Origin of the sequence: Streptomyces sp. NPDC006739, assembly GCF_042869815.1 — a bacterium.
In the GTDB taxonomy this organism is placed as follows: Bacteria; Actinomycetota; Actinomycetes; order Streptomycetales; family Streptomycetaceae; genus Streptomyces.
In genome coordinates, this window is sequence record NZ_JBIAGM010000002.1 from 667,188 (window position 1) to 681,327 (window position 14,140).

At 70.5% G+C, this 14,140-nt stretch carries 13 protein-coding genes; 9 read left to right on the forward strand and 4 right to left on the reverse strand.

Annotated features, from left to right (window positions below; genetic code table 11):
• Nucleotides 1-165 precede the first annotated feature (165 nt).
• Entirely contained in the window at nucleotides 166-1,437 is a 1,272-nt protein-coding gene (locus tag ACFYMM_RS06475) for a pyroglutamyl peptidase (protein WP_388384425.1), read from the forward strand.
• Here the strand turns inward: ACFYMM_RS06475 and ACFYMM_RS06480 are convergent.
• Complete coding sequence (locus ACFYMM_RS06480) at nucleotides 1,382-2,209, reverse strand: EI24 domain-containing protein (RefSeq protein ID WP_388384426.1); 828 nt, start codon at nucleotides 2,207-2,209, stop codon at nucleotides 1,382-1,384. The two genes, ACFYMM_RS06475 and ACFYMM_RS06480, sit on opposite strands and share 56 nt — an antisense overlap.
• Before the next feature lie 10 nt (nucleotides 2,210-2,219).
• Nucleotides 2,220-2,663: a MarR family winged helix-turn-helix transcriptional regulator gene (locus ACFYMM_RS06485; protein ID WP_388384428.1), complete on the reverse strand. Its 444-nt coding sequence runs from the start codon at nucleotides 2,661-2,663 to the stop codon at nucleotides 2,220-2,222.
• Between the two features lie 97 nt (nucleotides 2,664-2,760).
• Here ACFYMM_RS06485 and ACFYMM_RS06490 point away from each other — a divergent pair, with 97 nt between their 5' ends.
• Together ACFYMM_RS06490 and ACFYMM_RS06495 are read left to right on the forward strand one after the other, a co-directional pair.
• Nucleotides 2,761-3,759 (forward strand): NADP-dependent oxidoreductase, encoded by a 999-nt coding sequence (locus tag ACFYMM_RS06490; protein ID WP_388384431.1) that lies wholly within the window; start codon nucleotides 2,761-2,763, stop codon nucleotides 3,757-3,759.
• A 104-nt stretch (nucleotides 3,760-3,863) separates the two neighbouring features.
• Nucleotides 3,864-4,295 carry an organic hydroperoxide resistance protein gene (locus ACFYMM_RS06495; RefSeq protein ID WP_388384433.1) on the forward strand — a complete coding sequence of 144 codons (432 nt, stop codon included), beginning with the start codon at nucleotides 3,864-3,866 and terminating at the stop codon, nucleotides 4,293-4,295.
• 108 nt (nucleotides 4,296-4,403) lie between these two features.
• On the opposite strand, the gene ACFYMM_RS06500 is transcribed toward ACFYMM_RS06495, so the two are convergent.
• The gene (locus ACFYMM_RS06500) at nucleotides 4,404-5,564 is read right to left on the reverse strand and encodes a serine hydrolase domain-containing protein (RefSeq protein ID WP_388384434.1); all 1,161 of its coding nucleotides are present in this window, start codon (nucleotides 5,562-5,564) and stop codon (nucleotides 4,404-4,406) included.
• Between the two features lie 175 nt (nucleotides 5,565-5,739).
• Nucleotides 5,740-6,684 (reverse strand): hypothetical protein, encoded by a 945-nt coding sequence (locus ACFYMM_RS06505; RefSeq protein WP_388384436.1) that lies wholly within the window; start codon nucleotides 6,682-6,684, stop codon nucleotides 5,740-5,742.
• Nucleotides 6,685-6,885: 201 nt separating this feature from the next.
• On the opposite strand from ACFYMM_RS06505, the gene ACFYMM_RS06510 reads away from it, so the two are divergent.
• From ACFYMM_RS06510 to mmsB, 6 genes are all read left to right on the forward strand, one after another.
• Complete coding sequence (locus ACFYMM_RS06510; protein ID WP_388384438.1) at nucleotides 6,886-8,043, forward strand: mandelate racemase/muconate lactonizing enzyme family protein; 1,158 nt, start codon at nucleotides 6,886-6,888, stop codon at nucleotides 8,041-8,043.
• Nucleotides 8,040-9,053: a zinc-binding dehydrogenase gene (locus ACFYMM_RS06515; protein ID WP_388384440.1), complete on the forward strand. Its 1,014-nt coding sequence runs from the start codon at nucleotides 8,040-8,042 to the stop codon at nucleotides 9,051-9,053. The genes ACFYMM_RS06510 and ACFYMM_RS06515 overlap by 4 nt, the downstream gene beginning before the upstream one ends.
• Nucleotides 9,054-9,166: 113 nt before the next feature.
• A complete protein-coding gene (locus tag ACFYMM_RS06520) occupies nucleotides 9,167-10,135 on the forward strand; it encodes a hypothetical protein (RefSeq protein WP_388384442.1) in 969 nt (322 codons plus the stop codon).
• Nucleotides 10,136-10,183: 48 nt separating this feature from the next.
• Nucleotides 10,184-11,293 carry a multiple monosaccharide ABC transporter substrate-binding protein gene (gene chvE / locus ACFYMM_RS06525; RefSeq protein ID WP_388384444.1) on the forward strand — a complete coding sequence of 370 codons (1,110 nt, stop codon included), beginning with the start codon at nucleotides 10,184-10,186 and terminating at the stop codon, nucleotides 11,291-11,293.
• A 45-nt stretch (nucleotides 11,294-11,338) separates the two neighbouring features.
• On the forward strand, nucleotides 11,339-12,889 hold the full coding sequence (mmsA, locus tag ACFYMM_RS06530) for a multiple monosaccharide ABC transporter ATP-binding protein (protein WP_388384446.1): 1,551 nt from the start codon (nucleotides 11,339-11,341) through the stop codon (nucleotides 12,887-12,889).
• On the forward strand, nucleotides 12,886-14,130 hold the full coding sequence (mmsB, locus tag ACFYMM_RS06535; RefSeq protein WP_388384448.1) for a multiple monosaccharide ABC transporter permease: 1,245 nt from the start codon (nucleotides 12,886-12,888) through the stop codon (nucleotides 14,128-14,130). The genes mmsA and mmsB overlap by 4 nt, the downstream gene beginning before the upstream one ends.
• Nucleotides 14,131-14,140 lie beyond the last annotated feature (10 nt).

A 14,140-nucleotide genomic window follows, 5' to 3' on the forward strand; every position in this document is an offset into this window, starting at 1 on the left:
GACGTTAATCGTGACGGCACGGCGACGGTCGGCGATCGAGCACCCGACGGCGATCCCGTACGAACCCTTCACAAACACCGGCGGCCTCACGGGATACTGCGCCCGTCCGGCACCACCGCACGCACCCCACTGCGCCCCCACTGTGACGGAAGGACCCCGACCGCCTTGAGCGCCGTACGCCTTCGGATCGGCATCCTCGGACTGACCCTGCTCGCGGGGCTGGCCGCACCCTCGGCCCCGGCCGCCGCGGACACGGCGCCCGCCCCGACCGTCGAGGAACAGCGCCTCGACGGGGCCGTGCCCCAGGAGATCCTGCGCCGCTCCGGATTCGACACCGTCACCCCCCGCTTCGTCCGCGCGCTCGACCGGGCGCGCTCCTACGCCCAGGCCCGCCACCTCGTGGTGCGCGAGGGCTCGGCCCTGTGGCGGCGGGCCGTGGACCGCGCGCAGGGACGGGGTCCGGCCGGTGGGGACCTGAGCCGGGACGACGACCGGCCGCTGTACTGGGCACGGCTCGGGATGACCCGCGAAGTCCGCACCTGGGAACCGGGGTTCGGCCTCACCGAGGTCCAGCGTTCGGCACTGCTGGGCGAGCTGGAGCGGACCTCGCGCGGCCAGGGCGACATCCGCTTTCCGGACCGGGCGACGGGGATCAGACGGATCCTCGTCACCGGGTTCGACCCGTTCACGCTGGACCGGGACATCCGGATCTCCAATCCGTCCGGGGCCACCGCGCTCGCCCTGGACGGGACGGTGATCCCGACCGGGGCGGGTCCGGCGCGGATCGAGACCGTCACCTTCCCGGTGCGCTGGGAGGACTTCGCGCAGGGGACGGTGGAGCGGACGCTGGCCCCGTGCCTGCCGAGGGTCGACCTGTTCACGACCGTCAGCCAGGGGCGGGCCGGGCGCTTCGACGTCGAGCGGACGAACGGGGCCTGGCGGGGCGGCTTCCCCGACAACGACCGGGTCGGCAGCACGGGGACCGTCCCGGTCGCCGACCCGGCCACCCAGCCCCAGTGGACGACGACGACCCTGCCGTACGCCGCCGTCACGGCCGCGGACACCGGACGCTTCCCCGTGTACGACCACACCGAGGTCACCGAGATCCCGGCTGGGGGTACCCCCTCTGGGGGAGGTGCCGGTCCCGTCGTGCGCCCCGACGGGCCCACCCCCGGCTCCACGGCCCGTGCGGGCGGTGGCGGCGACTACCTCTCCAACGAGATCGCCTACCGGGCGACCCTGCTGCGCGACCGGCTGGGCCTGCACGACACGCTGCCGGGCGGGCATGTGCACACGCCGGTGCTGGAGTTCGGCCCGGGCAACACCGATCCGGCGACCGGTACGGTCACGGACCCGCAGTTCGTGCGGAACCGGCTGGACATCATCGCGCAGGCGAGGTCGATCCTGACGGTGGCGGTGAATGCGGCGCTGAACTGACGTCGTCGTCCTCCTGGCCCTCCTCCTCGTCCTCGCCCAGCAGGTCGCGGGCGAGGAGGGTGGCGCCCGCGACCGCGCCCGGCATCAGGAACACGGCGACGAACGGCACCAGGAAGGCCAGGCCGAGGGGCGTGCCGAAGCCCCAGACCAGCGTCCTGCGGGAGCGCAGCAGCGCCAGGCGGGCGCGCAGGTCGACGTCCCTGCGCTGGAGGGCGACCGCGGTCAGTTCCTCGGTGAGGAAGAAGCCGGTGACGAAGAAACCGATCACGGGGACGACCGTCTGCCCGACGAAGGGCAGCAGGCCCAGGGCGAACAGCAGGACGCCCCACAGGGCGGCGCGGACCAGGACGCGCAGGCTGTCGCGGGCGGAGACCCACAGTTCGCGCCAGAGCGGCAGGCCGGACTCGGGTGCGGTGCCGTCGGGCGAGACGTCCCGGTCGACCTTCGCCGAGAGGTTCTCGTAGAAGGGCTGGCCGATCAGGAGGGTGACGGCGGTGAAGGTGAGGACGGCCAGCAGCAGGCCCAGGGCGAAGAGCACGACCGTGAGCAGGCCGCGGAACAGGCCCTGCCAGGGGCTGGACCAGTGGTCGGCGAAGGGGGTCGCCCAGGCGACCGCGTCCTCGCCGCGGACGGCGAGCAGGGTCAGCGCCGCCGCGTACAGGACCACGGTGATCAGGCCGGGCAGCAGACCGAAGCCGTACTGTCTGCCGTGCCGGCCCACCCAGCGCTGGCCCGCCAGCAGATATCCGAAGCCCACCCCGAGATCACGCATGGCTCGCACCTTAACCGTGCTCGGTGTGCAGCATCCTGCGCAGCAGATCCCGCAGGGCCAGCCGCTCCTCGTCGGACAGCCCGGCCAGCGGTTCACGGGCGAAGCGCAGGCCCTCGCGCAGGTCGCGGGCGACCCCGAGGCCCTCGTCGGTGGCCGCGGCCAGTTTCACCCGGCGGTCGGCCGGGTCGGGGCGGCGCTCCACCAGGCCCCGGGACTCCAGGCGGTCCACGATCCCGGTGACGTTGGACGGCTCGCACCTGAGTTTCTGGGCCAGTTTGCGCATGGGCAGCGGCTCAAGGGACAGCAGACTGAGCAGCCGGGCCTGCGCGCCGGTCAGCGTGTGCTCGCCCGCCGCCTCCTCGTAGTCGGCGTAGAACCGGGCCACCACGTCCCCGATCAGCTCGACGACCTCCATGGTCACCGGGTCGGGGCGGGTCTTCGATGGGGTGGACATGCTCTCCAGGATAGCCGGTTACTTGACATCCTGAAATATTCAGGAGCATGGTTGTTTCAGGTACTGAAGTAACTGATGCAAATGAAAGGCAACTGTGATGATCAACCGCGAATGGCACCTGCTCAGCCGTCCGGTCGGCTGGCCGAAGCCCGAGGACTTCGCCCTGGTCGAGGCGGAGGTCCCGACCCCGGGCGAGGGCGAGGTCCTGGTGCGGAACAAGTACCTCTCGGTGGACCCGTACATGCGCGGCCGGATGAGCGACGCCAAGTCGTACGTCGCCCCCTTCGAGCTGGGCAAGGTCATGCAGGGCGGGGCGGTCGGCGAGGTCGTCGCCTCCAACGCGCAGGGCCTCTCCGTCGGGGACCACGTGCTGCACTTCTTCGGCTGGCGGGAGTACGCGGTCGTGGACGCGAAGAACGCCGTCAAGGTCGACGCGGACGCCGCGCCGCTGAGCACGTACCTCGGCGTGCTCGGCATGACCGGTCTGACCGCCTACGCGGGCCTGCTGCGGGTCGGCGCCTTCAAGGAGGGCGACGCGGTCTTCGTCTCCGGCGCGGCCGGCGCGGTGGGCAGCCAGGTCGGGCAGATCGCCAAGCTCAAGGGCGCCTCGCGGGTCGTCGGCTCGGCCGGCTCCGACGAGAAGGTCAAGCTGCTGGTCGAGGAGTACGGCTTCGACGCGGCCTTCAACTACAAGAACGGCCCGGTCCGGGAGCAGCTCAAGGAGGCCGCCCCCGACGGCATCGACGTCTACTTCGACAACGTCGGCGGCGAGCACCTGGAGGCCGCGATCGGCGCGCTCAACCTGCGGGGCCGGGCCGTGATCTGCGGCATGATCTCCCAGTACAACTCGACCGAGCCGACCCCCGGGCCGCGCAACATGGTCAAGATCCTGCAGAACCGGCTCCGCGTCGAGGGCGTCCTCGTCGGCGACCACTACGACCTGCAGCCGCAGTTCGTCGAGGAGGTCGGCCCGTGGGTCGCCTCGGGCCGTCTGAAGTACCGCGAGACGGTCGTCGAGGGCATCGAGAACAACCTGGAGGCGTTCCTCGGGGTGCTGCGGGGCGACAACACCGGGAAGATGATCGTCAAGCTCTGACGTCCCCGGTCCTCGCATTGTTTCCGGCATGCGGTAACTTCTTTCCGAATTCCGTCGTCGATCGTGGGCGCGAGTCACGGCGGACCGAGGAGAGAGACAACCGCATGCCCCTTCAGCAGTCCGAGGTCCTGTACACGGCCGTCGCCACCGCCGAGAACGGCCGGGACGGCCGCGTCGCCACCGACGACGGCAGGCTCGACGTGGTCGTCAACCCGCCCAGGGAGATGGGCGGCAGCGGCGCGGGCACCAACCCGGAGCAGCTGTTCGCGGCCGGCTACAGCGCCTGCTTCCAAGGCGCGCTGGGTGTCGTCGCCCGCGCGGAGAAGGCCGACGTCTCCGGTTCGACCGTCACGGCGAAGGTCGGGATCGGCAGGAACGACGACGGGTTCGGGATCGTCGTCGAGATCTCGGCGGACATCCCGAACGTCGACGAGGCCACCGCGCGCGACCTGATCGAGAAGGCCCACCAGGTGTGCCCGTACTCGAAGGCGACCCGGGGCAACATCACCGTGACGCTGACGCCGACGGCGGCCTGAGCCGGGACGGAGGGCGGCGGGCCCTTGCCGGGCGGACGGCGGACCGTCCGCCCCGTCCGGCTGGTGCGGTGGCCGGAAAGGTCTGCCGCACCAGGGCCCGCCGCCGCGTCAGCTCGCCGCCAGGGCCGCCCGGTGCACGGCGGCCGCCAGACGGTCGTTCTCCGGGGCCGCGCCGCCCGGGAAGGCGAAGCGGCGGCGGGTGTAGCCGTAGGCGAGGCCACCGCGCGGGTCGGCGAAGCCCTGGGATCCGGACGCGCCGCTGTGCCCGATCGTCCCGGCGCCCAGGAAGGGGTGCCAGGTGTCGGCGGTGGCCTGGAAGCCCAGCCCGTACGATTTGTGGGCGCGGGCCACCAGGTCGTACCCGACGGAGTGCAGCTGCCCGAACTCCGCGACCGTGTCCTCCTTCAGCAGCGGCGCCTTTCCGTCGGCCTCGCTGATCACCGCCGCGTACATGCCGGCCAGACCGCGCGCCGAGGCGACCCCGCCGACCGACGCCGGGCCCTTGGCCCGCACGAGAGGGTCGTTGGGCAGGGCCGCCAGGTCGGTCGGCTCGGCCGCGTGCCGGTTGAAGGCGATCGCGGGGAGCGTGTGCGGCCCGGACGGCAGTGCGTCGAGCAGCGCCTGCTGTTCGGCGGTCGGCAGCATCGGCAGGGTGGACCGGAAGCGGGAGTCCTGGGCGGCGGGCAGGCCCAGGTGGAAGTCCAGGCCGTAGGGGGCGCGGACCCGCTCCTCGTACACCTCCTGCAGCGTACGGCCGGTGGCGCGGCGCACCACCTCGCCGGTGAGCGCGCCGATCACCAGGGCGTGGTAGCCGAAGGCGGTGCCGGGGCGCCAGAACGGCCGCTGGTCGGCGAGGCGTTCGGCGATCGCGCGGTCGTCGGCCAGCTCCGCCGCACTGAAACCGGTGTCGGTGCCGACCAGGCCGGCCCGGTGCGCGAGCAGGTCCCGCAGGGTGAGCGATCCCTTGCCCTCGGCGGCGAACTCCGGCCAGTAGTAGGTGACCTTGCGGTCCAGTTCCAGCGTGCCGTCCTGCACGAGCAGCGCCACGACCAGGTGGGCGGCTCCCTTGGTGGACGAGAACACACCGTACAGGCGGTCCCCGTCGACGCCCTCGCCCGCCCACAGGTCGACGACCCGCCGTCCGTGGACGTAGGCGCACAACTGCCCCTCGTAGTCCTCCCGTTCCCCGGCGACATGGGCGGCGAACGCCTCGCGCACCGCCTCGAAGCCCTCGGCGACCGTGCCGTGGACGGTGATCTCCTGCGTCATCCGCTCTCCTCAACTGAGCCGCTGATCGCTGCTCCCCCACAGGGGTGATTCCCCTGCCCACCGGTCGGTACGGCGAGAGGTACCCGTCCGACTCAACCTCCGTGTGGGCCGGTTGGTGGCACGGATACCCCGGACGGGTCACAGCCGGAGAGCCGGCGGTGCCGGCGGGGTCGGCTCAGGTGCACCACCACAGGAAGCGGTTGCAGGTCTTCGTCGGGGAAGGCGCCGGGGTGGGGTTCGAGGTCGTCGGGTCCGAGGTGGGGGCCGAGGTCGGCCGGGACGTCGTCGGGGCGGTGGGCGCCGAGGTCGCCCCGCCCGTCGTCACCGATTCGGCCGACGTGTCGGTGACCCCGGGGTCCGGGGACTTGGACGCCTTGTCCCTGGCGGACTTCGAGGGCGACGGGGACGACGAGGGGTTCCGGGACGCGGAGGCCCCGGTGCGGCCGCCCGAGCCGGCGTCCAGGGGGTCGGCCGTACGGCCGGGGGTCGCGGAGGCCGCGCCGCCCTCCGCCGAGGTGTCACCGGCCGGCGCCGGCCGGGAGTTGGCGGAGAAGGGCGCGTCGATGCCGAGTTCGGCCAGGCTCAGACCGCCGGCCGCCAGGACGAAGCCCGCCGTGATCAGGACGGCACGCCGGCGCCGGCGACGGTGGGCCGCGGCCTTGCGGTCGCGACGGCTGGCGTCGGCGGCGGCGGGGCCCTCGGCGGCGCCCCGTGAGCGTCCCCGGCCCCGGCCGTGCGCCTGGTCCCTGCGGCGGGCCGCGCGCCCGCCCGGGTCGTCCCCGGGGCCGGGACCGTCCTCGGTCTCGTGGCCGGCCTGCTCGTGGCCGTCGTCGCCGGTGTGGCCCACCTCGCCGTGGCCGCCCTGGCCGCCCTGGCCACTGTCGCCCGCCCCGCCGAACGCCGTACCCGCCGTCCCGCCGCTCACCGTCCCGTCATGGGCCTCGTAGCCGTACCCCTGCTCCGGCCCGTACGCCTGCTCCGGCCCGTACCCGTACCCGTAGCCGTCCTGGCGCGCGTCGCCCGCGTGGGCGCGCGCGCGGAGTTCTTCGATCGGGGTGCCGCACCCCGGGCAGGCGAGGGCGCCGTTGAGGTGCCGTCGGCACGGGTTGCAGTAGTCCATGACGCGGGAAGACTAAGTTCCCCGCAGGTCACGTTCCTAGGCGCCACGGTGAAGGTTTCGTGGGGGACCGAAAGAGTTCTCGAAAGGCGTGTCGAAACTGTTACCGGTTGACCCCATTGACACCCCCGCCGCGCCATCCTTACTGTCACGCCAGCATTTCGAACGTGTGACGAAATCTCGAACATCTGAGGGGCAACAGCCGTGCGCATCACCGGAATCAGCACGCACGTGGTCGGTACGCCTTGGCGCAACCTGACCTACGTCCAGGTGCACACCGACGAGGGGATCACCGGAGTCGGCGAGACCCGGATGCTCGGTCACACCGACGCGCTGATCGGCTACCTGAGAGAGGCGGAGGCCAACCACATTCTCGGCTCCGACCCGTTCGCTGTCGAGGACCTCGTCCGCCGTATGAAGTACGGCGACTACGGGCGCGCCGGTGAGATCGTCATGTCGGGCATCGCGGTCGTCGAGATGGCCTGCTGGGACATCAAGGGCAAGGCCCTGGGCGTGCCGGTGTGGCAGCTGCTCGGCGGCAAGGTCACCGACAAGGTCAAGGCCTACGCCAACGGGTGGTACACGACCGAGCGAACCCCGGAGGCCTACCACAAGGCCGCCCAGGGGGTGATGGAGCGCGGTTACAAGGCGCTCAAGATCGACCCCTTCGGTACCGGCCACTTCGAGCTGGACCACGAGCAGAGCCTGTACGCCGTCTCCCTGATCGAGGCCGTACGGGACGCGATCGGCCCGGACGCCGAGCTGATGCTGGAGATGCACGGCCGCTTCTCCCCCGCCACCGCCGTCCGGCTGGCCAAGGAGCTGGCCCCCTTCAAGCCGGCCTGGCTGGAGGAGCCGGTGCCGCCGGAGAACCTGAAGGCGCTGGAGAAGGTCGCCGCCAAGGTGGACGTCCCGGTCGCCACCGGTGAGCGCATCCACGACCGGATCGAGTTCCGCGAGCTGTTCGAGAGCCAGGCCGTCGACATCATCCAGCCGGACGTCGGCCACATCGGCGGCATCTGGGAGACCAGGAAGCTGGCGGCCACCGCCGAGACCCACTACATGCTCGTCGCGCCGCACAACGTGGGTGGCTCGGTGCTCACCGCCGCCTCCCTGCAGGTCGGCTTCACCTCCCCGAACTTCAAGATCCTCGAGCACTTCAACGACTTCGCCGACGCGGACATCAAGAAGGTGGTGAAGGGGGCCCCGCAGGTCGTCGACGGGTACTTCCACCTCTCCGACGCGCCCGGCCTCGGCGTCGAGCTGGACACCGACGCCGCCGCCGAGTTCCCGCAGCAGCAGGCACGGTTCGACCTGTGGGCCGAGGGCTGGGAGCAGCGCAAGCCGAAGGGCACCCAGTGAGTTCGCAGGTCGTCGTCGAGTCGCCGGGCGCCCACCGGGTCGAGGAGCACACGCCTCGCGACCCGGGCGCCGGAGAGGCGCTCGTCGCCGTCCACGCCGTGGGCATCTGCGGCAGCGACCGCGAGGTGTACCAGGGCAACCGGCCCGAGGGGTACGTGCGCTATCCGATCACGCCGGGCCACGAGTGGTCCGGGACCGTGTGGTCGGTGGGCTCCGGCGTCCCGACGTCCCTGGTCGGCCGCAAGGTGGTCGGCGAGGGCTTTCGCAACTGCCAGGTGTGCGACCGCTGCCACGCGGGCGAGACCACGCTGTGCACGGACGGCTACGAGGAGACCGGCTTCACCCAGCCGGGCGCCATGGCCACCACCCTCACCCTGCCGGCCCGGCTGCTGCACGTCCTGCCGGACGACGCGGACCTCACCGCCGCCGCCCTGCTGGAGCCGGCCGCCTGCATCGCGGCCGCCGCGCTGAAGGCCCGGACCCAGCCGGGCGAGCGGGCCGCGGTGGTCGGCACCGGGACGCTCGGGATGTTCGCCGTGCAGTTCCTGAGGGCGACCTCGCCGGTGGAGCTGCTGGTGGTGGGCACCCGGGCCGACCGGGAGGCGCTGGCCCGGCAGTTCGGGGCCACCGACTTCCGGCTCAAGGACGAGCTGCCCGCCGACGGCGGCGCCGAGTACGACGTGGTGATCGAGACCGCCGGGTCCGCGTCCGCCGCGCGCACCGCCGCCTCGCTGCTCAGGCGCGGCGGACGCCTGGTCCTGACCGGCATCCCGGCGCCGGGCGCCGAGGGCCTGGACCCGACCGACCTGGTCGTCCGGCAACTGGAGGTGCACACCGTCTTCGGGGCACCGCCCGAGGCCTGGGCGCACACGGTACGGGTCTTCGGCGCCGGACTGCTCGATCCCCTGCCGCTGATCACCCACGAGCTGCCGCTGACCGAGTTCCCGCAGGCGATCGACCTGATGGGAACCGGTGATCCGAAGGTGGGCAAGGTGCTGCTCCGCCCCTAGACGTACGCCGGTCACGGCGATACCTGACGGCGCCGTGACCGGCGTACAACCAGCAGTCTCCGCTACCCCGAGCCGCGAACCTCGGCCGATATACCGAACACGAAGGACAGCTTGTGACCGACGCTTCCGCCCCGGCAGCCCGTAGGCCCGGTGAGCCGGCGCTCACCGCACTCGGCCTGGGCGCGCCCGCCCTCGACCCCGCCGACGCATCCGCCCACTCCTTCCCGGGCGGCGGCCGCTGGCGCACCGAGATCCCCTCGTGCGAGGGTCCCGAGGCGCTGGCGGTCGTCCTGAAGGAGGCCTCGCGGCTCGACGTGCCGATCCACCGGATCAGCCAGGGCAGCGGCGTGTGGATGCTGACCGACGACGAGATCACCGAGATGGTCGACTCGACCGGTGAACGCGACATCGAACTGTGCCTGTTCACCGGTCCGCGCGGCACCTGGGACATCGGCGGCTCGGTCCGCACCGACTCCCGCGGGGCCGGGCTGCGCGCCCGCGGCCACGACGCGGTGGCCGGCTGTGTGGAGGACGCCGTCCGGGCCACCGAGCTGGGCGTCAAGTGCCTCCTGGTCGCCGACGAGGGCGTGCTGTGGACCCTGCACCGGGCCCGCGAGGCCGGGATCATCCCGGCCGACACCACGCTGAAGGTCTCGGCGCTGATCGGCCCGGTCAACCCGGCGTCGTACGCGGTCTACGAGCGCCTGGGCGCCGACTCGGTCAACGTGCCCAGCGACCTGACGCTCGACCACCTCACCGAGATCCGCCGGGCGTCGGCCGCGCCCATGGACATGTACATCGAGGCCCCGGACGACCTCGGCGGATACATCCGGATGTACGAGGTGGCCGAGCTGATCCGGCGCGGCGCACCGCTCTACCTGAAGTTCGGTCTGTCCAAGGCGCCCGGCATCTACCCGTGGGGCACCCACCTCCGGGACGTGACCCTGGACACCGCCCGGGAGCGGGTGCGGCGCGGCCGGCTCGCCCTGGACCTGCTCGCCCGGCACGGCGCGGACGGCGACATGGCGCCGCTCGGCTCGCGGCTGCCCGGACCGCTCAACCGATTTCCCGTCCACGCGTGACCCGCTCGACGACCCCTCTCAACGACGAGACGAACAAGGACTGATGACATGCGCAACCGCAGAGCCGCTCTCGCCGCGATAGCCGGCGCCGCCTCCCTCGCCCTGACCCTGACCGCCTGTGGCCAGAACAGCAGTGGCGGCAGCAAGCCCAAGGCGGGTGACGCCAAGGGCGGGACCATCGGCATCGCGATGCCGACCAAGTCCTCGGCGCGCTGGATCTCCGACGGCAACAACATCGTCAAGCAGCTCCAGGCCAAGGGCTACAAGACCAAGCTCGTCTACGGCGAGGACGACCCGGACACCCAGGTCTCGCAGATCGAGAACATGATCACCCAGGGCGTCAAGGGCCTGATCATCGCGGCCATCGACAACAAGTCCCTGAACAACGTGACCCAGGAGGCGGCGTCCGCGCACATCCCGGTCATCGCGTACGACCGGCTGATCCTGGGCACCAAGAACGTCGACTACTACGCCTCGTTCGACAACGAGAAGGTCGGCAAGCTGCAGGGCGGCTACATCGTGCACAAGCTCGGTCTGGACGCCGGCAAGAAGGGCCCGTTCAACATCGAGCTGTTCGCGGGCTCGAACGACGACAACAACACCCGGTACTTCTTCAAGGGTGCGATGGAGACCCTCCAGCCGTACATCGACAAGAAGGAACTCGTCGTCAAGTCCGGCCAGACCGCGCTGGACAAGGTCACCACCCTGCGCTGGGACGGCACCACCGCGCAGAAGCGCATGGAGGACATCCTCACCGCCTCCTACAAGTCCGGCCGGGTCGACGCGGTGCTCTCGCCGTACGACGGCATCTCCATCGGCATCATCTCCGCGCTGAAGTCGGACGGCTACGGCACCAAGAGCAACCCGCTGCCCGTCATCACCGGCCAGGACGCCGAGCAGGCCTCGGTGAAGTCGATCATCGCGGGTGAGCAGACGCAGACCGTCTACAAGGACACCCGTCAGCTCGCGAAGGTCGCCGTCACGATGGTCGACGACGTGCTCAACGGCAAGAAGCCGCAGGTCAACGACACCAAGTCGTACGACAACGGCACCAAGGTCGTGCCCGCCTTCCTGCTGCAGCCGGTCAGCGTGGACAAGACCAACTACGAGGACGCCCTGGTCAAGAGCGGCTACTACACCGACGCCGACCTCAAGTAACCCCGGACGGACCTGACCGAAACAATCGGATTGGAAGGCACGACCATGGCGGGACCCGTCCTGGAAATGCGCTCTATCGTCAAGACCTTTCCCGGCGTCAAAGCGCTGTCGGACGTCACACTGACGGTCCGTCAGGGCGAGGTCCACGCCATCTGCGGGGAGAACGGCGCCGGCAAGTCCACCCTGATGAAGGTGCTCTCCGGCGTCCATCCGCACGGCACGTACGAGGGCGAGATCCTCTTCGAGGGAGAGGAGTGCGGCTTCAAGGACATCCGGGCCAGCGAGGACCGCGGCATCGTGATCATCCACCAGGAGCTGGCGCTGGTGCCGTACCTCTCGATCGCGGAGAACATCTTCCTCGGCAACGAGCACGCCACGCGTGGGCTCATCGACTGGCGGGAGACGCTCAAGCACGCCACCGAACTGCTGCGCCGGGTCGGTCTGACCGACCACCCGGAGACCCGGGTCGCCGACATCGGCGTGGGCAAGCAGCAGCTGGTGGAGATCGCCAAGGCGCTCTCGAAGAAGGTGAAGCTGCTCATCCTGGATGAGCCGACCGCCGCCCTGAACGACGAGGACAGCGGCAAACTCCTGGAGCTCATCCTGGAGTTGAAGAGGCAGGGCATCACCTCGATCATCATCTCCCACAAGCTGAACGAGATCCGCAAGGTCGCCGACTCGGTGACGATCATCCGCGACGGCCGTTCCATCGAGACCCTCGACGTGAAGGCGGCGGAGACCACCGAGGAACGGATCATCGCGGGCATGGTCGGCCGCGACCTCGACAACCGCTTCCCCGAGCGCACTCCGCACCAGCCGGAGGAGGGCGTGGCCCCGGCGCTGGAGATCCGCAACTGGACCGTGCACCACCCGATCGACCAGCAGCGCAAGGTGGTCGACGATGTGTCGATCAACGTGCGCCGGGGGGAGATCGTCGGCATCGCGGGGCTGATGGGCGCCGGCCGTACCGAACTCGCGATGAGCGTCTTCGGCCGCTCCTACGGCCGTTACGCGGCCGGCACGGTCCTCAAGGACGGCACCGAGATCCGGACCAAGTCCGTCGCGGAGGCGGTCCAGCACGGGATCGCGTACGTCACCGAGGACCGCAAGCACTACGGTCTCAACCTCATCGACACGATCAACCGGAACATCTCGCTGACGGCGCTCGCCAAGGTCGCCAAGCGGGGCGTGGTCGACGAGCACGAGGAGCGGCAGGTCGCCGAGGGCTTCCGCAAGTCCATGAACATCAAGGCGCCGACCGTCTTCGAACCGGTGGGCAAGCTGTCCGGCGGCAACCAGCAGAAGGTCGTCCTGAGCAAGTGGATCTTCGCGGGTCCGGACGTGCTGATCCTGGACGAGCCCACGCGCGGCATCGACGTGGGCGCCAAGTACGAGATCTACACCGTCATCGACCAGCTCGCGGCCCAGGGCAAGGCGGTCGTCTTCATCTCCTCCGAGCTGCCCGAGCTGCTCGGCATGTGCGACCGCATCTACACGATGGCCGCGGGCCGGCTGACCGGTGAGGTACCGAGGGCCGAGGCCACGCAGGAAGTGCTGATGCGTCAAATGACGAAGGACAAAGAGGTAACGCGATGAGCACGGACGTCACCGACAAGAGCGCGGCCGCGGCACCGCCGGGCAAGGGCGGATCCGGCGGCGGCGAGGGCCTGTTGCAGATCATGCTCGGCGGCCTGCGCCGCAACATGCGCCAGTACGGCATGCTGATCGCGCTCGGGCTGATCGTGGTCCTCTTCCAGGTCTGGACCGGCGGGGACCTGCTGCTGCCCCGCAACGTCTCCAACCTGGTGCTGCAGAACAGCTACATCCTGATCCTCGCGATCGGCATGATGCTCATCATCATCGCCGGGCACATCGACCTGTCGGTCGGCTCGCTGACCGCGTTCGTGGGCGCGTTCGCGGCCGTACTGACCGTCAGCCACCATGTGGCGTGGCCCCTCGCGATGGCGCTGTGCCTGCTGATGGGCGCGGTGGCGGGTGCCGTACAGGGCTATCTCATCGCCTATTTCGGCATACCGTCGTTCATCGTCACACTCGCCGGCATGCTGCTCTTCCGGGGTCTGACGGAGATCCTCCTCAAGGGCCAGACCCTCGGCCCGTTCCCGGACGGCCTGCAGAAGCTCGGCAACGGCTTCCTGCCCGCGGTCGGCCCGAACACCAACTACCACAACATCACGCTTCTGCTCGGCCTCGTGCTGATCGCCGCCGTGGTGTGGCAGGAGGTGCGCGACCGGCGCCGGCAGCAGGAGTTCGCCCTCGACGTCCTGCCGGGCCGGCTGTTCGCCCTGAAGCTCACCGCCATGGTCGCCGCGATCCTCGTCCTGACGATGCTGCTCGCCAGCTACAACGGCGCCCCGATCGTGCTGATCATCCTCGGTGTGCTGGTGATCGGCTACGGCTACGTCATGCGCAACTCCATCTTCGGCCGCCACATCTACGCCATCGGCGGCAACCTGCCGGCGGCCAAGCTGTCCGGCGTCAAGGACAAGAAGGTCACCTTCTACGTCTTCCTGAACATGGGCGTGCTCGCGGCCCTGGCGGGTCTGGTGGTCGCCGCCCGTCTGAACGCGGCCTCGCCGAAGGCGGGCGTCAACTTCGAGCTGGAGGCCATCGCCTCCTCGTTCATCGGCGGCGCGTCCATGAGCGGCGGTGTCGGCACCGTGCTCGGCGCCATCATCGGCGGTCTCGTCCTCGGCGTGCTGAACAACGGCATGAACCTCCTCAGCGTCGGCACCGACTGGCAGCAGGTCATCAAGGGCCTGGCCCTGTTGGCCGCGGTCGGCTTCGACGTGTGGAACAAGCGCAAGTCCGGTTCGTAAGTCAGCTCGG

Coding starts and splice junctions, on each gene's coding strand:
- mmsB (WP_388384448.1), top strand. CDS start 12,886: ATGAGCACGGACGTCACCGACAAGAGCGCGGCCGCGGCACCGCCGGGC.
- ACFYMM_RS06480 (WP_388384426.1), bottom strand. CDS start 2,209: ATGCGTGATCTCGGGGTGGGCTTCGGATATCTGCTGGCGGGCCAGCGC.
- ACFYMM_RS06495 (WP_388384433.1), top strand. CDS start 3,864: ATGCCCCTTCAGCAGTCCGAGGTCCTGTACACGGCCGTCGCCACCGCC.
- chvE (WP_388384444.1), top strand. CDS start 10,184: ATGCGCAACCGCAGAGCCGCTCTCGCCGCGATAGCCGGCGCCGCCTCC.
- ACFYMM_RS06485 (WP_388384428.1), bottom strand. CDS start 2,663: ATGTCCACCCCATCGAAGACCCGCCCCGACCCGGTGACCATGGAGGTC.
- ACFYMM_RS06500 (WP_388384434.1), bottom strand. CDS start 5,564: ATGACGCAGGAGATCACCGTCCACGGCACGGTCGCCGAGGGCTTCGAG.
- ACFYMM_RS06490 (WP_388384431.1), top strand. CDS start 2,761: ATGATCAACCGCGAATGGCACCTGCTCAGCCGTCCGGTCGGCTGGCCG.
- mmsA (WP_388384446.1), top strand. CDS start 11,339: ATGGCGGGACCCGTCCTGGAAATGCGCTCTATCGTCAAGACCTTTCCC.
- ACFYMM_RS06505 (WP_388384436.1), bottom strand. CDS start 6,684: ATGGACTACTGCAACCCGTGCCGACGGCACCTCAACGGCGCCCTCGCC.